The organism is Promicromonospora xylanilytica (genome assembly GCF_054782895.1).
Genome location: NZ_BAAGRP010000007.1, coordinates 154,271 through 172,439, shown reverse-complemented (window position 1 = coordinate 172,439; position 18,169 = coordinate 154,271). Strand labels below are relative to the sequence as shown.

Below are 18,169 nucleotides of genomic sequence, written 5' to 3'. Positions count from 1 at the left end.
GACCTGCCCATCGTGGGCAGGGAGCGTTCGGCTCGCAAGGCTGCGGTCCGTCGAAACGCGGCCGGGTTGCGAGTGCCACCCGCCGTTCTACGTTGGGGCCGAGGTCAGGAAGAGGCCGCACCGGTGGAGCAGGGCCCACCGTGGCTCGTGCTCTGCGAACCCGCCCGGCTGGTACCGGGCGTGTACGACGACAGGAGTGGCGACCATGAGCGAGACGAATGTTCCGTACGGCGCAGGAGGCGGTTCGCAGCAAGCCTGGGCCCCCGGTCGTACGGAAGCCAACCCAGGCAACGAGACGACCGGTGTCAAGGAACGGGTCAGCGAGGCGGCGTCGCAGATGGGCGACGCGGGCCGCGAGACGGCCCACGACGCGAAGGAGCGCGCACGCGACGTCGCCCACGAGGCGAAGGACCGCACCCGCGGGCTGATGGATCGCACGCGGACCGAGCTCAGCACCCAGATGGAGTCCCAGCAGCGGCACCTCGCGGGTGGCCTCCGGGCACTGGGCGACGAGCTGCACCAGATGGCCGAAGGGACGCAGGACCCCGGCTACGCGACCGACCTCGTGCAGCGGGCGGGCGAGGCCAGTGGCCGTGCGGCCCGGTGGTTCGAGGACCGGCAGCCCGGCGACGTCCTGCACGAGGTGGAGGACTTCGCCAGGCGCCGGCCGGGCTTGTTCGTCCTCGCGGCTGCGGGCGCCGGCCTGCTCGTCGGGCGGTTCCTGCGCGGCGCGAAGGACGCGTCGGGCGAGGATGACGAGGCCGCACGGCAGGAACCGAGCACGCCCGGCGGCCCGTACGGCGGTGGTACCTCGGGCGCCGGTACGTCCGGCGGTACCGACGCCGGCGGCCTGAGCGGCACGGGCGCGGGACCTGTCGGTTCCGGGGCGCAGGGCGGTGAGCCGGACGTCGGACGGAGCGGTGCGTTCCCGGCGATGTCCAACGACAACCTTCCGCAGGACCCGCGGGTGCCGAGGGCAGCGGGGGAGACGCCGCCGGCCTTCCCGCCCACGGTGCCCGACGGGCCCCGACCGCAGACCACCGGGGGTGAGCACGATGTCGAGCGACCGTGACCCGTTCGCCGCGTCCAGCGCGGCGCCGCCCGCGACCGGCGCCCGGGGCGAGGAGCCCGGGGGACCGGCCCGCGAGCAGAGCATCGGAGAGCTGTTCAGCGAGGTGAGCCGAGACCTCTCGACGCTGGTCCGGCAGGAGGTCGCGCTGGCGAAGGCCGAGGCCGCACAGTCGGCCAAGCGGGCAGGGAAGGGCGCCGGGATGTTCGGCGGCGCCGGCGTGGCGGGGCACATGGTCCTGCTGTTCCTGTCGCTCGCCCTGTGGTGGGCGCTCGGGTCCGCGCTCGGCGGCGGCTGGTCCGCGCTGGTCGTCGCAGCGGTGTGGGCGGTGGTCGCGGCCGTCCTCGCGATGCGCGGGCGCAGCGAGATCAAGGCGGTGGAGGGACTGCCGCAGACGGCCGACTCGGTCAAGAAGATTCCCGACGCACTGCGAGGACACGAGGAGAGGAACCCATGAGCACCAGCGATCCTGACGAGATCCGCGCGGACATCGAGCGCACGCGCGACGAGCTGAGCTACGACGTCGACACGCTCGGCGGCCGTGTGAACCCCAGCAACGTCGCACGGCGCCAGACGGACAAGGTGCGGTCCCGCATGACCCGGGTCAAGGACCGGGTGATGGGCACGGCGCACCACACGAGGGAGTCGGCCGGCGGGACGGCGCACCACGCCGCGGACCGCGGGCGCGAGAAGGCGGCGTCGGTCGCGGACTCGGCCCGGCACACCGCGTCCTCCGTCGCCGAGTCGGTCGGCCACGCACCGCGTGCGATGCGGGAGCAGACGCAGGGCAGCCCGCTGGCCGTCGGCCTGGTGGCGTTCGGCGTCGGCCTCGCGGTCGCGTCCCTCATCCCGTCGAGCCGTGCCGAGCAGCGCGCCGCGACGGCGACCCAGGAGAAGGTCGCACCGCTCGTCGACGACGTGCGGTCGACGGCGAGCGAGGTGGCGGAGGACCTCAAGCAACCCGCGCGGGAGAGCATGGAGTCCGTCCGGGATGCCGCGAAGGATGCCGCGAGGCAGGTCGGCGAGCACGGTCGTGAGGCCGCCGCTGACGTCCGCGAACGGCAGACGGGGAATGGCTGAGATGCCATGACCGAGACCGACGACGCGTCCGAGCGGGTCGGTGCGCCCGCGCCCGACGACCGGCGCAAGCCGGACGCACCGCCGGAGCTGCACCGCACGACGTGGACGTACGTGCTGCGGAACACGGTGCGGCAGTTCTCGGGGGACCAGTGCCTCGACCTGGCCGCCGCCCTGACCTACTACGCCGTGCTCGCCGCGGCGCCGGCCCTGCTGGCGCTGGTGTCGGTGCTCGGCCTCGTGGGCAGCGGCGGCCAGGCCGTCGAGCAGGTGATCGGCACGCTGGAGGGCGTCGTGCCGCCGGACGCGTTGTCGGTCGTCGCGCCGCTCGTCCAGAACGCCGCAGGCGGCGGGGCGGGCCTCGCTCTCGTGGTCGGTGTCGTGGTCGCCCTGTGGTCGGCGTCCGGGTACGTCGGCGCGTTCGGCCGCGCGATGAACCGGATCTACGAGATCGACGAGGGGCGCCCCGTCTGGAAGCTGCGCCCCGTGATGCTGCTCGTCACCCTGGTGGCGGTCGTGATCGCCGCGCTGGTCGTCGCGTCGCTCGCGCTCAGCGGGCCGGTGGCCCGTGCGGTGGGCGATGCCGTAGGCCTCGGCTCGACCGCCGTGACGGTCTGGAGCATCGCCAAGTGGCCAGTGGTGCTGCTCCTCGTCGTGGTGCTGGTCGCGATCCTCTACCGCGTCACGCCGAACGTGCGCCAGCCCAGGATGCGGTGGCTCAGCGTGGGCGCGTTCGTCGCCATCCTCGTGTGGGTGCTGGCGTCCGCCGGGTTCGGCGTCTACGTCGCGACGTTCGCGAGCTACGACGCCACCTACGGATCACTTGCCGGGATCATCGTGTTCCTGCTGTGGCTGTGGATCACCAACCTCGCGCTGCTCTTCGGCGCGGAGCTCGACGCGGAGCTCGAGCGTGGGCGCGAGCTCCAGGCGGGCATCGCCGCCGAGGAGTCGGTGCAGCTCCCGGCCAAGGACGCACGCGCGAGCGACAAGCGTGCGGCGAAGCGGCAGAAGGAGGTCGAGCGCGGCAGGGACCTGCGGGTGGCGGCCGCCCGCCGAACCGACGACAGAGCCGAAGACAGAGCCGACGACAGAGCAGACGACAGAGCCTGACGGAGGAATGCATGACGACGAGGGACGATGCCTCGCACCCTGAAGCCGCCCCGTTCCCTGGTGCCGCCCCGAGCGCCGAGGAGGTGACCGTCACGGCCTGTCCCGACGGCCCGCTGCTGGTGCGCGGCCCGGCGGAGATCCTGGGGCCCGACGGCGAACCGGTGCCACGCACGCGCGCGACCGTCGCGCTGTGCCGCTGCGGCGGCACGGCCATCGCCCCCTGGTGCGACGGGACGCACAAGGTGAACGGCTACCGCACGGACGGCTGATCCGGCGGCTGATCGGATGGCTGGTCGGATGGCTGGTCCGGTGGCGTCCCCACCCGGAAGGCCCGCGCACGCGCGTACGCGTGGAACCGGTCGAACGTCTCGACCTGACGCAGGCCCTGGTCGATCAGGTCGTCGACCTGTTCGGCGTCCAGGCCGAGCTCGTCGGCGTGCTCGCGCAGCGTCCGCCAGCCACCGATCTTGCCCACCACCACCGAGCGCATGAGCTCCGCCTCGAGCACCGCGGACATCGGAGACCTCTGGACGACGCGCCCGTTCAGCTTGAGCCTGCCCGCCTTCTCGCCCAGCCACGCCGCCACCTGGCGGTGCCGGCGGACCGGTGCCCCCAGCCTGTCCAGCAGGTCGCGGTACAGCTCACGCTCACCACGGAGCTGCTCGGTGATCTCGGCCAGCTCGGCGTGGAACGGGGTGTCCCGGTAGCCGCGGGTCATGCGCTCGCTGCGCTCCAGACCCGCCGTCGCGCCGGTGAAGTGGTCCGAGAGGTAGAGGCCGAACAGGTCCCGGTCCATCGAGTCAGGGATCCGCACCGGGCCGCGGTGCCGCAGCGGCAGCACGGAGCCGCCGGCCGGCCGGGGCGTCGCCGGCCGCAGGGGAGCCGAGCGCAGACCCTGGCCGACCGCCATGCCGCCGACCAGGTCCTCGACGGCCTGTGCGGCGGTGCGGCGCGGTACCCAGCCCAGCTCCTCCTTGATCCGGGACGTGTCGAGCACCGGCACGGTCATCGCCATGTCGAGCCAGCCAGGGTCCGCCCGGACCAGGCGCGCGTCGTACGCGACGGCCAGCGCCGCACGGACGGTGGCGGGCGGCACCTCCACCACCCGGCCGTGACCGACGATCCGCGCGAGGTCCGCGCCGTGCAGCAGATCGTCCGCCGCGACGTTGAAGGCACCGCTCGCCCGCTCGACCACCACGCGGCGGTACGCGTCGGCGACGTCGGTCGCATGGACCGCCTGCAGGCGCAGCCCGGCGGGCAGCGGCAGCACGGGCGGGCGGCCCCGCCGCAGTAGCTGCACCGGCACGAGCGGCCCCAGGAAGTAGCGCACGATCGACTGGGCGGCGTCGGCCTGGAAGATGAGCGCCGGGCGCAGGCGCGCCACCGCGACGTCGGGGTGCGCCGCCTCGAACTCGTCGAGCACCCGCTCCTGCGCCGCCTTGTCCACGCTGTAGTGCGACGTCGGGATCCCCCGGGTGGGCCAGCCCTCGTGCCGGGGTGCGTCGTCCTCGACGGGGGAGTACGCCCCTACCGACGAGGCGACGACGAGGTGCGGCACCCCCGCGAGCGCCACCGCCTCGGCGACCCGGCGCGTGCCCTCCACGTTGGTGCGGCGCAGCAGGTCGCGCTCGCGGTTGGGCTGGACCAGCCACGCGAGGTGCACCACGGCGTCCGCGCCCCGGAACTGCTCGGCGAGCCGCTCGACCGTCGTCGCTGTGCTGCCCTCAGCGGCGACGTCGATCGCCGCCCACTCGGCGTGTCGGTACTCCTCGGCGTTGCGGTCGGGCAGTCGGGTGGCGACACCCAGCACCGACGTGACCCGGCCTTCCGCGCGCAGAGCACGCAGGAGGGCGGTCCCGGCATTCCCTGTGGCCCCGACGATGACGACGCGCATGGAGCCACCGTCGCACCGGCTCGAGGTGTTCGCATCCGGCGACGGACCCGCGTGGCGCGTCTCGCGGGTCGGCGGGTGTGCCCTCATGCTGGCGGTATGCCTGGCGCTACCGTGCACCGTGTGAACCGGTCCAGCGACGGCGGCCGCACGGTCGTCGGGCACGTGCGCGGTCCGCTCGACGCGGACCGCGCCGTGGTGCTCGTGCACGGGGTGGGCTCGTCGTCGCGGGCCTACCAGAAGCTGGCCGGCCACCTGGTGGCGCACGGCGAGGTGCACGCGGTCGACCTGCCGGGTTTCGGCACGTCCCCGCACCTGACCCACGACGTCTCGATCCCCGAGCACGCCGCCGCCGTGGCGCGGTACGTGCGGGAGCACGTGCTCGGCGCGGGTCTGACCGCCCCCGTCGTCGTCGGCCACTCCATGGGCGCCCAGGTGGTGGGCCAGCTGCTCGCGGACCACTCCGACGTCGCGTCGGCGGGTGTTCTCGTCGGCCCGACGGCGGAACCCGGCACGCGCAGCCTGCGTGGCCAGGCGGCCCGTCTGGCGATCGACGCGGTGGGCGAGCGCCCGCGCACCGTCGGCGTGCTGCTCGTCGACGCCCTGGTGCGCTGCCGTGTCCCGTACTACCTCGGGCAGCTGCGCCACGTCATCGAGTACCGGCTGGAGGATGCCCTGCCACGGTCCGTCGTACCGGTCGTGGTGGTGCGCGGCGAACGTGACCCCGTCGCGCCGCCGGAGTGGGTCGAGCTGCTCGCGGCCCGCGCGCCGATCGGCACCCACCGCACTGTGCGGGGTCGTCACCACGCCATGGACACGGACCCCGCGGGCGTCGCCGGAATCGTGCTCGAGGCGTGGCGCGCGGCGGGACGAGGCATCGGGTGACCGGGCGCCGTCGTTCACCGGGCGGCACGCTGGCCCGGCTGGGGGCGTGGGCCGCCGACTACGCGTGGGCCACGGACCGCCAGCTGCGCCACCTCGTGCGACGCCCGGACCTGCCGGTGGCAGCGGGCGGGGCGGGCGGCGGGGCCGGCACGCGGGCGCCGGTCGTGCTCCTGCCGGGCATCTACGAGACGTGGGAGTTCCTGGACGCCGTCGCGACCGCCCTCGCCCGCGCGGGGCACCCGGTCCACGCGGTCCCGGGTCTCCGGCACAACGCGCGGCCCGTCCCCGAGTCGGCCGACGTCGTGGTCGAGCACCTCTCGCGCACCGGTCTGAGCGGCGCCGTCCTTGTGGCGCACAGCAAGGGCGGGCTGATCGGCAAACGGGTGCTGCTGTCGCCGGCGAGCGACCGGCTGCTCGGTATGGTCGCGATCGCCACTCCGTTCACCGGATCGCGGTGGGCCCGGTACATGTTCTCGCGGGCCCTGCGGTCGTTCGACCCGCGGGACCCCGTGCTCCTGGCGCTGGCCGGTGAGCTGCTCGTCAACGAGCGCATCACCGCGGTCTACCCACGGTTCGACCCCCACATCCCCGAGACGGGGAGGCTCGCGGGCGCGCGGAACATCGAGCTCCCGCTGTCCGGACACTTCCGGCCGCTGGGCCACCCGCTGCTGGTCGACACGGTCGTGCGCGAGGTGGCGCGGGTCGAGGCGGAGCAGGCGGCCGCCTGAACAGGATGCGGTCGATCAGGATGCGGTCGACGCCGGGGTTGCCGTCCGCCTGCCTCCGCGTGGTCCACTGGGACGTGCTCACCGTGCGCCACCGCTCGCCGCGCCGGCTCGACGTCGCCCTGACGCTCGGGCAGCTCGGTCACGGGCCGGCGGACCCGACGTTCCACCGCGCCGTGGACGGGACGCTCTGGCGTACGTCGCTGCTGCGTACCGGTCCGGTGACGCAGCGGTTCGTGCCGGCAGGGCCCCACGAGGTGGTGGTGCACCTGTGGGGCGACGGCGCCGCGGAGGCCGCTGAGGCCCTGCCCACGCTGCTCGGCGAGGACGACGACACCACGGGGTTCGCGCCCCCGTCCCAGGTGCGCGACGCCCATCGGCGCGCGGCGGGGATGCGGATGGCGCGCAGCGGCCGGGTGCTGGAGGCGCTGGTGCCCGCCGTACTGGAGCAGCGCGTCCAGACCGTGACCGCGCACCGGGCCTGGCGGTGGCTCGTGCGGCGGTACGGTACGCCGGCGCCCGGCCCCGTGCCGGCGGACCTGCCGAGCGGGCCGGGTGGTGGTCTGCGCGTCGTGCCTGACGCGCGCACGTGGGCGAGGATCCCCGTCTGGGACTGGCACCGGGCGGGCGTCGACCCCGGTCGCGCCCGCACCGTGGCACGGTGCGCGCTGGTGGCGCCGCGACTCGAGGAGGCGTGCGGGCTGGTGCCGGCGGAAGCCCGCGCGCGGCTGGAGAAGGTGCAGGGCGTGGGCGTGTGGACGTCGGCGGAGGTGGCGCAGCGCGCCTTCGGCGACGCGGACGCCGTGTCCGTCGGCGACTTCCACCTGCCGGCCGCCGTCGGCTGGGCGCTGGCCGGCGAGCGTACCGACGACGACGGCATGCTGCGGCTGCTGGCGCCGTACGCCCCGCACCGGCACCGGGTGGTCCGGCTGCTCATGCTGGACGGGCGGCACAAGGCGCCTCGGCGCGGGCCGAAGCTGCCGATCCCGGACTACCGGGCGTTCTGAGAGCCGTTCCTGCTCTTCGCGACGCACCCGGCCACGGCCCACCCGGCCACGAGCCACCAGGCCACGACGTAGAGGAGCAGCGCCGCGACGAGCGCCGCGCACGCCCCGGTGACGGCGGACGCGATCGCTACCTCGAACGTCTCTCCTGCGGACAAGCCGGTGGCGCCCCAGAGCTCGACGGTGCCGGCGACCGCGCCGACGGCGACCACGCCCGCGACGACCAGGCCGAGCCGGAGGGCGCTCCGGCGGTCCGCCGCGGCCCGCCGCACCGTCCGGGACCTGCGCCGCCACAGGTACACGGCGAGCACCACCAGTCCGACGACGGTGCTGACGTGCTGCAGCGCCCTCGCCCACGTGAGGCCTTCGACCAGCTGGTCGGTCAGGAACGGTACGTGCAGCACGACCCAGCCGTCGCCGTGCGTGAAAGAGTCCCAGACCAGGTGTGTGGCGATGCCGATCAGCAGGGACAGCAGCACCCAGCCGCCACGGCGCAGCACGGTGGCCGGGTCGCCCGGCTCGGACGACGGGGGCGGGCCGGCGGGCAGCAGGGCACCGACCGGGCGGCGAGCGAGCAGGTACAGACCCCACAGGGCGAGGGCGTAGGGGAGGGCGACGGTCAGCGCACCGAGCGGCCCGTGCGACGTCGTCGCGTTCATGAACGGCTCGTACCAGGACTCGGCGGTCACGGGGACCGGCACCGTCCGAGCGAAGTACGGCATGTCGGGTGCCACCGCCCCCGCGACCAGTGCGGCGGCGCTGAACGGGCGTCGCACGAAGGGCAGCACCGCTGCGGGATGGGAGAGCGTGAACGGCATCCGTCGTCCTTCGGAGCTCGGGCGGGTCAGGATGGCCAGATCAGGGCGGCCAGATCAGGGCGGCGGCACGGCGTCGCAGAGTGCGTCCGCGGGCAGTCGTCGGACCATACCCCGTCCCTCACGCGCTGCGACTTCCGTCGCCCCCGCGACGGCCGCCACCCGCCGCGACGGCCGCCACCCGCCGCGACGGTCGATCCCGCGTCCGGGTCGAGGCGGTCAGGAATCGAGAAGCCCGCAGCGCCCGCCCCGGATAACGTCGAAGGCACCGGTGGGCGCGGGGTCCACCCGTACGGAAGGGCAGATCGCGATGAGCAGCACGGCAGGCCGGCACGAGCACGTCGATCCCTCGACCGGAACGTTCTCGGAGGAGGAGCGCGCGGCGATGAGAGCGCGGTCCGCCGAGCTGAGGGCGGAGGCCCGCGGCGGCCGCGGGGCGAAGAAGGCGGCACGGGACGAGGCGGCGGTACTGGCGAAGATCGCCGACATGGCGTCGCCGGACCGCGAGCTGGCGGGCCGCGTGCACGACATCGTGATGGCCGCCGCCCCCGAGCTGGCCCCCAAGCTAATGTACGGGCAGCCCGCCTACGCCCGGGACGGCAAGGTGATCTGCTTCTTCCGCAGCGGGCAGGCGGACAAGGAGCGCTACTCGACGCTCGGGTTCGGCGCAGACGCCGCCCTCGACGAGGAGGGCGGCATGTGGCCGACGTCGTACGCGTTGACCGGCCTGGACGACACCAGCGCGGCCGCGATCACCGAGCTCGTCAGGAGGGCTGTGGGCTGACCTCCGCCAGCACGTCCACCAGAGCCGCCACGGACGGGATCACATGGGTGTGCGGCGCCGTCGCGAGCGTCTCCCTGGGCACGCCGCCGCTGAGGACGCCCACCACGACCCCGGCCCCGGCGTTGGACCCGGCCTCGAGGTCGAGCACGGTGTCGCCCACGGTGAGCACGTCGGCGGTCCGCAGCACACCGGTGCGCTCCATCGCCCGGTGGACCATGTACGGCGCCGGCCGGCCGGCCGGCACGTCGTCTGTGCACACGACGGCGTCCACCGTGCCGTCCCGCCAGCCGAGCCGGTCGAGCAGGAGGTCGGTGACGTCCGCGGAGAACCCGGTCGTCAGCGCGATCTTCGCGCCCCGGTCGCGGAGCGCGGCGAACGCGTCGACCACCCCGGGCATCGCCACGGGCGGCGTCGTGTCGTACGTCTCGCGGAGCAGCCGCTCGAAGTCGGTGAACGTCTCCTCGACGGCGGTCGGGTCACCGCCCAGCGCGAGGAGGGCGCGGATGGCCGTGCGCTTGTCGGCGCCCATCCAGTGCGCGACGTCGGAGACCTCAGCCGTGCTGCCGTGCCGGCGGACCGCGGCGTGCAGCGCGCGGTAGACGGCGCCTCCTTCTTCCACGGTCGTGCCGGCGATGTCCAGGGCGGCGAGAGCGATCATGAGCGGTTCCTTCCAGAGGGGTGGTACGAGATGCGGGAGTGGGCGAGCCGGGGCTGGCCAGATCTGACGGAGCCGGTCAGCTCGTGAGCCCGGCCTGGTCGAGCACCCGGGCGGCGAGGCCGAGGCCCGTCGTCATCCCGATGCCCGTGGTGACCGTCGCGACGTGCACCCCGGGTTCGGGCTCGGCGACCAGGAACTCCTCGGGCGCGGTCGCGTACGTGCCCTGCCAGCGCTCGACCACGGTGAGCTCCGTGCCGGGCCGATCCGTGCCGGACCGATCCGTGTTGGGCAGCCCTGTACCGGGCAGCCCTGTACCGAGCAGGTCGGTGAGCAGCCGCAGCAGCACGGCGTAGCCCTCCTCGTCCTGGAACACGGGTGCGTCGACCCCGCGGAGGTGCGTGTCGCCGACGATCAGCGTGCCGTCGCGCTGAGGCGTCAGCATCAGGTTGACGTCCCAGGCCGCCGCGGCAGGGTCCGCCGCGGCGAGCTCCTCGGCGACGAGGTGTGCCGACGGGCAGGCGGCCAGGGCCGCGTAGCGGACCATCGACCAGCCCGTGAGCACGGGGCCCGCGAACCGCGCGGCGGAGGGCCGGACCCGGAGCATGTGCAGGCGGCAGCGACGTACCTGAGCCTGCGCGGCGACGTCAGGCAGCAGGCGGTCGAGGTCGTGGTGGGCGGCGACGATCACGACGTCCGCGTCCAGGCGGCCCCTCGTGGTCTCGACGCGGCCCGTGCCGACCGCGCGGGCCGCCGTCCGCCACCGGAAGGTCACGCCCTGGCTCTCGAGCCAGGCCGCCAGTGCGGGGGCCGCGACTCGCGGGTCGACCTGGAGGTCCAGCGGCAGGTGCGCGCCCCCGACGACGGGTTCCGGGCGGACCGGGGCGCTCGCCCGCGTCCGGTCGGCGTCGAGCAGGCGCACCTCGTGGTCGCCGCGCTCGGCGGCCAGCTCCTCGAGCAGCCGCAGTTCCGTGCTCGTCCGTGCGACGACGTGCGTGCCCGTCGTCGCGACGGTGAACCCCGCGGCAGAGCCGAGCGACAGCCAGCGTTCCCGCGCCGCGAGCGCGTACTCGCGAGCGGGACCCGCCTGCGCGGTGACGCCGACGTGCCCGAAGTTCTGCACGGAAGCCCCCACCACCGAGCCCGCCTGCTCGATGACGGTCACGCGGTAGCCGCGCCGGTGTGCCTCGGCCGCCGCGCCGAGCCCGACGATGCCGGCGCCGACGACCACGACGTGTGCTGCGCTCGTGGGGGCTGTGCTTGCGACGGCTGTGCTTGCGACGGCTGTGCTGCTGGCGGCTGGGCGGGAGCTGGTCACTGGGGGTCCTTCCGACGCTGGGGCGAGAGCTGGGTGCACGGCTGGTCGTTCACGCGGGAGTCACCTGGCCGGGCTACGGTCCGCGGGTGACCAAGTCGACGGAGATCGTCCGGGTGCTCGCCGAGGAGCTCGCGAACGTCCCGCCGGGTACCCGGGTCGCGTCGGAGGCCGACGTCGGCCAGCGGTTCGGCGTCGGGCGCGCGGCCGCCCGCGCCGCCCTCGGTGAGCTGGAGCGCCGCATGCTCGTGAGCCGCATCCAGGGCGGCGGAACCTTCACGCGGCGGCGCGTCGACTACCTCGTCGCGCCGGGCCGTGCCCCGTCCTGGAGCCGGACGGTCCGGGAGGCCGGGGCGACGCCGCGCACCGTCGTCCTGGCGTGCGACGAGGTCCCGCTGCCCGGCTCCGTCGCGCACGCGCTCGGGGTCGAGCCGGGGGAGCCCGGCTTCCGCCTCGTGCGCAGGTCGTTCATCGACGGCATGCCCGCCGCGTGGGGCGTCGAGTGGCTGACGGTGACGCTGGTGCCCGAGCTGCCTGCCGCCCTGCGCCACGAGGAGTCGCTCGACGCGATCCTGCGCGAGGTCGCCCGGGCGGATCCGGAGCGCGCCTGGACGCGGGCCAGCATGGAGTCCGCCCCCGACGACGCGAGCGCCGGGCTCGGCTGCCGGCCGGGCGACCCCGCCTGGCTGATCGCGAGCCTCGCCCGGGACGGCACCGACGGGCGCCCGCTGCTCTCGACCCACCGGTGGGTGCGCGCGGACGCCGTCCGGGTGATCGTGGAGCTGGGCGCGCCCGAACAGGTCGCTCATCAGGAACAGGTCGCTCAGGAACAGGTCGCTCACGGGACCACCGCCGCCCGGGGCGCGGTACCCGCCGGGCCCGTGAGCAGCGACCCGACCTGAGACAGGCCGACGGCGGGGCTCACGAGCTCGTGCCACGGCACCGTGTCCCGCGTGCGGGCCAGCAGCTCCAGGCCGGCGTCGAGGTGCCGGGGCTCGTAGTTGTGCACGCCCGTGACGGTGAGCCAGCCACGCACCACGCGTTCCGCGTCGAGCGGCACGGGCGCAGCCGGGGCCACGGAGCCGGCCAGCACGAGTCGCCCGCCGACGTCGAGGGAGTCGAGGCACCGGGTCACCGCGGGGCTTGCCCCGGAGAGCTCGATCGCGACGTCGACGGGCCCGAGCGGTGCGGCGCCGTCCGGCCCGTCGACATCGTGCGCCGAGGTCGCGCCGAAGCGCAGCGCGAGGTCGAGGCGCTCGCGGTCCGGGTCCGTGACCAGGACCTGGGCGGCACCCGCCGCGCGCGCGGCCGCGACGGCGGTGATGCCGAGCATCCCGGCGCCGCTGACCAGGACGCGGCGTCCGGCGAGGGGGCCGGCGGCCTCGAGGGTGGCCATGACCGTCGCGGTCGCGCAGCCCGCCGGGGACGCGAGCTCGTCGGGCAGGCCGGCCGGTACGCGGACGACGGCCGCGCCGGCCGGCAGCAGGATGTGCCGGGCGTAGGTCCCGCTGAGCGGCCAGGCCGACGCGAACCCCTCGTGCCCCACCTTGCGGACCGACCGGCACTTGGCGGAACGGCCGGCGGCGCACCGGTCGCAGGCGCCGCACGCGACGGTCACGCCCCAGACCACCCGGTCGCCGGGCACGAGGCGGCGGGCGTCGGCGTTGCGGGTGGTCTCGTCGTGGGTGGTGTCGTCCGGACCCGTCGCGACGACGTCGCCCACCGCCTCGTGCCCGAGGACCGACGGGACCGGCGCGGCGCGCCGGCCCGACACGGTGTGCCGGTCGCTCCCGCAGACCGTGGTGAGCCGGATGCGGACCAGCACCTCACCGGGTCCCGGTGCGGGGAGCGGTACGTCGACGAGGCGGACCGCGTCGCCGCCCTCCCACAGCGCGACCTGCGTCGTGGTAGGGGTCAGGTCTGGATGGGTCAGGTCAGCAGAGGTCAGGTCAGTTGTGCGCGGATCCACCCGGAGAGCCTCTCGATGAGCAGGACGACGACGAACACGAGCAGCACGATGCCGCCCACCACCTCGAACCGGAGGGTGCGCACCGCCTCGAACAGCAGGAATCCGACCCCGCCGGCGCCGACGATCCCGAGGATCGTCGAGGTCCGGATGTTGACGTCGAGCAGGTAGAGGGCCGAGCCGACGACCGACGGAAGGCTCTGGGGCAGGACCGCCGCGAAGAGCACCTTCCACCAGCCGCCGCCGACGGACCGCACCGCCTCGGCGGGTCCCGAGGGAATCTCCTCGACGGCGTCGGCGACCAGCTTTCCGAGAAACCCGATCGAGCCGATGCCGAGCGCGATGGCACCGGCGACCGGCCCGAGCCCGACGGCGGCGACGAGGATCACCGCGAGGACGAGCTCCGGGACTGCCCGGACCACGAGGACGGTGGCGCGCGCGGCGGCGTGCACGGCGGGGTGCGGTGCCACGTTCCGCGCGGCGAGCAGCCCGAGGGGGAGGGAGAGGGCCACCCCGATCGCCGTCGCCACGAGCCCGATGGCGAGCGTCTGGAGCAGGGCCTCCCAGAGCACCGGGCCGAGCGACGTGAGGTCGGGCGGGAAGGTGCGCCCGGCGACCGCGAGCAGGTCGGGCACGGACGTCACCAGGGCGACCGGATCGATGCCGAGGCGGACGAACGCGAGCACCGTGAGGGCGACCGCCGCTCCGCCGGAGAGGAACCGCACCACCCGGTCGCGCTCGAAGCGAGGGCTGCGGGGTGCGAGCAGCGCGCGCCGGACCGCCATCGACAGCAGCTCCATGGCGGCGACGACCACGAGGATGACACCGACGATGCCGAGCGCCTTCGGGTACACGAGGCCGCGCAGGGCGTCCTGGAGCGCGAACCCGATGCCGCCCGCGCCGACGAAGCCGAGCACCACCGACGTGCGCAGGTTGATGTCGACCCGGTAGACGAACGCCGAGATCCACGCGGGCACCACCTGGGGCACCACCCCGTTGAGCAGCTCGCGCAGCGGGCCGACGCCGACGCTGCGCACCGCCTCACGGGGGCCCGGGTCGGCGTCCTCGATCGCGTCGGCGAAGAGCTTGCCGAGCATGCCGACCGAGTGCAGCGCGAGCGCGAGCACGCCCGGCAGCACGCCGAGCCCGAGCGCGCGGACGAACAGCACCGCGAACACGAGGTCGGGCACCGCGCGGCAGAACGTGATGAGGCCGCGGGCGACGGCGGCCACGGCGGGGTGCGGCGTCGTCGTGCGCGCGGCGAGGAACGCGAGCGGAACGGACAGGACGGTCGCGAGCACGGTCCCGAGGAACGCCATGAGCACCGTGTCGAGGGTGAGCGCCGCGATGCGGGCCGGGTCGTCGAGGCGCGGCGGGAGCATCCGCTCCACGAGCGAGGCCACGTTCTCCCCGCCGGCGACCAGCGTGGGCAGGTCCAGGCCGATCGACGACGCCGCGACGAGCGTCAGCAGCACCGCACCGCCGGCGAGCCAGCGCAGCACGCGCTGCTGCGGCGTCGGCGGCAGCGGGGAGCGACCGCCGGGGCGGCGCTCGGCCGGGGTGTGCTCGGCGGGGGTGTGCTCGGCGGGGGTGTGCTCAGCCGGGGTGTGCTCGGTGGCGCGGCGCTCGGGCGCGCGGCCCTCGCGGGTGACGGGTGCGCTCACGTCAGGACCTCGACCGGTTCGACGCGGCGGTAGATCGACATCGCGTCGTCCCTGGTCAGGCCGGCGGCAGGCCGGTCGAGGACCTTCTTGCCGCTGCGCAGGCCGACCAGCCGGTGCGCCCACCCGAGCGCCAGGTCCACCTGGTGCAGGGTGCACACGACGGTCAGCCCCTCCTCGGCGCACACGCGCACGAGGAGGTCCATCACCGCGCCCGCGTTCTCCGGGTCGAGCGACGCGACGGGCTCGTCGGCCAGCACGAGCTGGGGGCGCTGCATCAAGGTCCTCGCGATGGCGACGCGCTGCTGCTGACCGCCCGAGAGGGTGTCGGCCCGCTGATAGGCGTGGTCCGCGAGGCCCACCCGCTCGATGTGGGCGAGCGCCTCGTCCCGCATCCCTCGCGGGTACGTCGTGACGCCGTACCGCGGGCCGCGCACCCGCCCGAGCCCGCCGATCAGCACGTTCTCCAGGCAGGTGAGCCGCCCGACGAGGTTGAACTGCTGGAACACGAAGCCCACCTCGGTGCGCAGCCGGCGCAGCTCGCGCCCCGACGCACGGTCGACCCGCGTGCCCGCCACCGTGACCTCACCGGCCGTGGGCCGGTGCAGCCCGTTGAGGCAGCGCAGCAGCGTCGACTTGCCCGAACCCGACAGCCCGAGCAGCACGAGCAGCTCGCCGCGCGCCACGTCGAGGTCGATGCCGGCCAGGGCCGTGGTGCCGTCGAACTCCTTGGTGAGGCCGCGGACCTGGACGACGGGGGCTGTGCCGTCCGGGGCTGGGCTGCCGGGCCGCACCGTCAGCCCTCGCACTTGTCCGACTTGGTGAGCGCGCAGACCTCGCGGGTCCCGTCGTAGTCGGCGTCCTTCGCAGGCGCGAAGCCCCAGGCATCCTCGTCGGTGAGCAGGCAGTCGCCGTCGCAGTACCCCTGCGACAGCAGGTGCTCCGAGTTGGCCTTCTCGGTGATGAGGTCCGCGAGCTTGGCGTTCACGTCGTCGCCGAGGGCGTCGTTGCCGACGAACAGCGAGCCGGAGATCTTGGGGGAGCGCCACACCTCCTTCAGGTCACCGTCGGCCAGGTCTCCCGCGGCGGGAAGCGTCTCGGTGACCATGGACTCCATGGCGAAGCCCGCCTCGCAGTCGCCGGCGGCGACGCCGAGCGCCGAGGCGTCGTGCGCCCCCGCGTAGACCGGCTGGACCCCCGCCGCGACGTCGGCCTCCTTGCCGGAGGCGATCACGCCGGCGTCGATCAGGCCGGAGCTCGGGTACAGGAAGCCAGACGTCGACCCCGGGTCGACGAAGCACACGCTGCGCCCCGCGAAGTCCTCGAGGCCGTCGATGTCGCTGTCGCCAGGGGCGATGCCGAGCGAGTAGTAGCCGGGCTCGGCGTCCTTCGCCTCGATGGCGGCTCCGAGCGGGGTGATCGCCGCGTCGTTGTGCGTGGCGATCACGTACGCGAACGAGCCGAGGAACGCGATGTCGACCTTCTCCGCGATGAGCCCCTCGATGACGCCCGCGTAGTCGGACGCCTGACTCACCTCGACGGTCGCGCCGGTCTCGGCCTCGAGCATCGCGACGATCGGGTCGTACCCCGCGGCGAGGTCCGTCGAGTTCTCAGCCGGGATCGCGGCCAACCGGATCACCGACGGGAAGCCCTCTGCGGTGGTGCTCCCGGCCGCGGCCCCGGAACCGCCGGCACACGCGGACATCGTCAGCATCGTCGCCGCGGCGAGCGCCACCGTGGCGAGGGTCTTGGTGCTCTTCATCATCTCTCCGGTCGTAGCCGTTCTGGCGGTGCCCGGTCCGGGCGCCGTCGCCGAGTCTGTGAGGCCGCGGAGAACCGTCGGCCCTGCGGTGGTGAACGGCGGGTGAACTGTCGTTCACCGTCCCGCCAGGTCGTCCGGACAACATGGGGCGGTGAACCATGCGACGAGCCGGCCTTCGGAGCAGCCGGTGCAGCCGGTGCAGCCGGTGCGGGTGGGCGGCTGGCCGATCGGGACGACGCCGGAGGACTGGACCCTCGTCGGCGTCACCGCCGTCCTGCCCGACCAGGTGGTCGAGGACGCCCGGGTCGTCGCCCGCGACGGCCGCATCGTCGAGGTGGGCCGGCGCCGGCCCGGCGCGGCCGCAGACCTCGACGGCGGCGGAGCGCTGTGCCTGCCGGCCCTGGTGGACGTGCATACCGACGTCCTGGCGCACGAGCGCCGTCCGCGACCGGGGGCCGACCTCCCGCTCGACCTCGCCGTCCGCACCGCCACCGAACGCCTCGCCGGCTGCGGCGTGCTCACCGCCTTCCACGGCGTGCCCTTCGGCGCGCACACGCCGGTCGGCCTGCCCGCGGGCGCGCCCGGACCCGAGGACCTGCTACACGCGCTCCAGGCGCCGGAGGCCCGGGCGTCCGGCGCGCGGGTGCTGCACCGGCTCGACATCCGCAGTCCCGCCGGGCTCGCGGCGCTGGAGGCCGCGCTCGCCCAGGCCTCGCCCGACGACATCCCGCCGCTCGTCTCGCACGAGGACCACACGCCGGGGATCGGGCAGTACGCCGACCCCGCGGACATGGAACGCCTCCTGGTCGGCCGCGAGGGCTTCTCCGCCACCGCCGCGCGCACGCACGTCCAGGGCTGGCGCAGCGAACGTGAGGAGCGGGCCGACGTCGCCGCGGCGACCCTCGCCAGGCTCGGCGACCTCGCCACCGCCGGGCGCGTCCGGCTGGCGGGCCACGACCCCGAGACGCCCGGTGACATCGAGGCGCTCGCGGCCCGGGGCGGCGTCATCGCTGAGTTCCCGACGACGGTCGCGGCAGCCCGAGCCGCGCACGAGCGGGGGCTGTCCGTGGTGGCCGGCGCTCCCAACGTGGTGCGCGGCGGCTCGCACACCGCGAACGTCTCGGCGCGCGAGCTCGTGGCGCTCGGGCTGGTCGATGCGCTCGCGTCCGACTACGTGCCCGCCACCCTGCTCGCCGCCGTCGAGGTGCTGGTCCGCGAAGGGCTGGCCGACCTGCCGCGCGCCGTAGCCCTCGTCACCTCCGGCCCGGCGCGTGCGGCAGGGCTCACCGACCGGGGCTCGCTCGTCCCGGGGGCACGGGCTGACGTCGTCCTGGTGCGGAACCTGGGCCGGTGGCCGGCGGTGGTGGCGACGCTCCGGACGGTGGACCGGTGAGGGTGGGTCGGTGACGGCGGATCTGTGACTGTGCCCCGTCGGTGGCCCGGTTGCTCG

At 74.8% G+C, this 18,169-nt stretch carries 19 protein-coding genes; 11 read left to right on the top strand and 8 right to left on the bottom strand.

The window, feature by feature from the left end:
• Positions 1–205 precede the first annotated feature (205 nt).
• Genes ACYVK7_RS08565 through ACYVK7_RS08545 form a run of 5 tightly spaced genes read left to right on the top strand, consistent with a single transcriptional unit; the run spans position 206 to position 3,525 of the window.
• A complete protein-coding gene (locus ACYVK7_RS08565) occupies positions 206–1,072 on the top strand; it encodes a hypothetical protein (protein ID WP_460887272.1) in 867 nt (288 codons plus the stop codon).
• Positions 1,056–1,526: a phage holin family protein gene (locus ACYVK7_RS08560; RefSeq protein WP_460887271.1), complete on the top strand. Its 471-nt coding sequence runs from the start codon at positions 1,056–1,058 to the stop codon at positions 1,524–1,526. The genes ACYVK7_RS08565 and ACYVK7_RS08560 overlap by 17 nt, the downstream gene beginning before the upstream one ends.
• The gene (locus tag ACYVK7_RS08555) at positions 1,523–2,149 is read left to right on the top strand and encodes a DUF3618 domain-containing protein (RefSeq protein WP_460887270.1); all 627 of its coding nucleotides are present in this window, start codon (positions 1,523–1,525) and stop codon (positions 2,147–2,149) included. Before ACYVK7_RS08560 ends, ACYVK7_RS08555 begins: the two co-directional genes overlap by 4 nt.
• Positions 2,150–2,155: 6 nt before the next feature.
• Complete coding sequence (locus tag ACYVK7_RS08550) at positions 2,156–3,256, top strand: YihY/virulence factor BrkB family protein (RefSeq protein ID WP_460887269.1); 1,101 nt, start codon at positions 2,156–2,158, stop codon at positions 3,254–3,256.
• 11 nt (positions 3,257–3,267) lie between these two features.
• The gene (locus ACYVK7_RS08545; RefSeq protein WP_460887268.1) at positions 3,268–3,525 is read left to right on the top strand and encodes a CDGSH iron-sulfur domain-containing protein; all 258 of its coding nucleotides are present in this window, start codon (positions 3,268–3,270) and stop codon (positions 3,523–3,525) included.
• Here the strand turns inward: ACYVK7_RS08545 and ACYVK7_RS08540 are convergent.
• Positions 3,507–5,150 carry an NAD-dependent epimerase/dehydratase family protein gene (locus ACYVK7_RS08540; protein ID WP_460887267.1) on the bottom strand — a complete coding sequence of 548 codons (1,644 nt, stop codon included), beginning with the start codon at positions 5,148–5,150 and terminating at the stop codon, positions 3,507–3,509. The genes ACYVK7_RS08545 and ACYVK7_RS08540 overlap by 19 nt on opposite strands.
• Positions 5,151–5,270: 120 nt before the next feature.
• On the opposite strand from ACYVK7_RS08540, the gene ACYVK7_RS08535 reads away from it, so the two are divergent.
• The 3 genes from ACYVK7_RS08535 to ACYVK7_RS08525 are packed head-to-tail and all read left to right on the top strand — an operon-like array spanning position 5,271 to position 7,764.
• A complete protein-coding gene (locus ACYVK7_RS08535) occupies positions 5,271–6,032 on the top strand; it encodes an alpha/beta fold hydrolase (RefSeq protein WP_460887266.1) in 762 nt (253 codons plus the stop codon).
• The gene (locus ACYVK7_RS08530; protein ID WP_460887265.1) at positions 6,029–6,760 is read left to right on the top strand and encodes an esterase/lipase family protein; all 732 of its coding nucleotides are present in this window, start codon (positions 6,029–6,031) and stop codon (positions 6,758–6,760) included. The genes ACYVK7_RS08535 and ACYVK7_RS08530 overlap by 4 nt, the downstream gene beginning before the upstream one ends.
• Before the next feature lie 20 nt (positions 6,761–6,780).
• Positions 6,781–7,764, top strand: a complete 984-nt coding sequence (locus ACYVK7_RS08525; RefSeq protein ID WP_460887264.1) for a DNA-3-methyladenine glycosylase family protein — start codon at positions 6,781–6,783, stop codon at positions 7,762–7,764.
• Here ACYVK7_RS08525 and ACYVK7_RS08520 read toward each other — a convergent pair.
• Positions 7,749–8,579 carry a DUF4184 family protein gene (locus ACYVK7_RS08520; protein ID WP_460887263.1) on the bottom strand — a complete coding sequence of 277 codons (831 nt, stop codon included), beginning with the start codon at positions 8,577–8,579 and terminating at the stop codon, positions 7,749–7,751. The two genes, ACYVK7_RS08525 and ACYVK7_RS08520, sit on opposite strands and share 16 nt — an antisense overlap.
• 307 nt (positions 8,580–8,886) lie before the next feature.
• Here ACYVK7_RS08520 and ACYVK7_RS08515 point away from each other — a divergent pair, with 307 nt between their 5' ends.
• Positions 8,887–9,360: a DUF1801 domain-containing protein gene (locus ACYVK7_RS08515; RefSeq protein WP_460887262.1), complete on the top strand. Its 474-nt coding sequence runs from the start codon at positions 8,887–8,889 to the stop codon at positions 9,358–9,360.
• Here ACYVK7_RS08515 and ACYVK7_RS08510 read toward each other — a convergent pair.
• On the bottom strand, positions 9,341–10,018 hold the full coding sequence (locus tag ACYVK7_RS08510; RefSeq protein WP_460887261.1) for a phosphonatase-like hydrolase: 678 nt from the start codon (positions 10,016–10,018) through the stop codon (positions 9,341–9,343). The genes ACYVK7_RS08515 and ACYVK7_RS08510 overlap by 20 nt on opposite strands.
• A gap of 76 nt (positions 10,019–10,094) precedes the next feature.
• Complete coding sequence (locus ACYVK7_RS08505; RefSeq protein ID WP_460887260.1) at positions 10,095–11,333, bottom strand: TIGR03364 family FAD-dependent oxidoreductase; 1,239 nt, start codon at positions 11,331–11,333, stop codon at positions 10,095–10,097.
• An 86-nt stretch (positions 11,334–11,419) separates the two neighbouring features.
• Here ACYVK7_RS08505 and ACYVK7_RS08500 point away from each other — a divergent pair, with 86 nt between their 5' ends.
• Entirely contained in the window at positions 11,420–12,232 is an 813-nt protein-coding gene (locus ACYVK7_RS08500; RefSeq protein ID WP_460887259.1) for a GntR family transcriptional regulator, read from the top strand.
• Here ACYVK7_RS08500 and ACYVK7_RS08495 read toward each other — a convergent pair.
• From ACYVK7_RS08495 to ACYVK7_RS08480, 4 genes are read right to left on the bottom strand one after another with little or no spacing between them, the layout of a single operon-like run.
• Positions 12,169–13,299, bottom strand: a complete 1,131-nt coding sequence (locus tag ACYVK7_RS08495; RefSeq protein ID WP_460887258.1) for a zinc-binding dehydrogenase — start codon at positions 13,297–13,299, stop codon at positions 12,169–12,171. The two genes, ACYVK7_RS08500 and ACYVK7_RS08495, sit on opposite strands and share 64 nt — an antisense overlap.
• Positions 13,275–14,960, bottom strand: a complete 1,686-nt coding sequence (gene phnE / locus ACYVK7_RS08490) for a phosphonate ABC transporter, permease protein PhnE (RefSeq protein ID WP_460887257.1) — start codon at positions 14,958–14,960, stop codon at positions 13,275–13,277. Before phnE ends, ACYVK7_RS08495 begins: the two co-directional genes overlap by 25 nt.
• Positions 14,957–15,766, bottom strand: a complete 810-nt coding sequence (gene phnC, locus ACYVK7_RS08485; RefSeq protein WP_460887256.1) for a phosphonate ABC transporter ATP-binding protein — start codon at positions 15,764–15,766, stop codon at positions 14,957–14,959. The genes phnE and phnC overlap by 4 nt, the downstream gene beginning before the upstream one ends.
• The gene (locus tag ACYVK7_RS08480; RefSeq protein ID WP_460887255.1) at positions 15,754–16,719 is read right to left on the bottom strand and encodes a phosphate/phosphite/phosphonate ABC transporter substrate-binding protein; all 966 of its coding nucleotides are present in this window, start codon (positions 16,717–16,719) and stop codon (positions 15,754–15,756) included. The genes phnC and ACYVK7_RS08480 overlap by 13 nt, the downstream gene beginning before the upstream one ends.
• 151 nt (positions 16,720–16,870) lie before the next feature.
• Between ACYVK7_RS08480 and ACYVK7_RS08475 the strand changes: the two genes are divergently transcribed.
• Positions 16,871–18,112, top strand: coding sequence for an alpha-D-ribose 1-methylphosphonate 5-triphosphate diphosphatase (locus ACYVK7_RS08475; protein ID WP_460887254.1), 1,242 nt, complete (start codon positions 16,871–16,873; stop codon positions 18,110–18,112).
• The last annotated feature ends 57 nt before the right edge of the window (positions 18,113–18,169 follow it).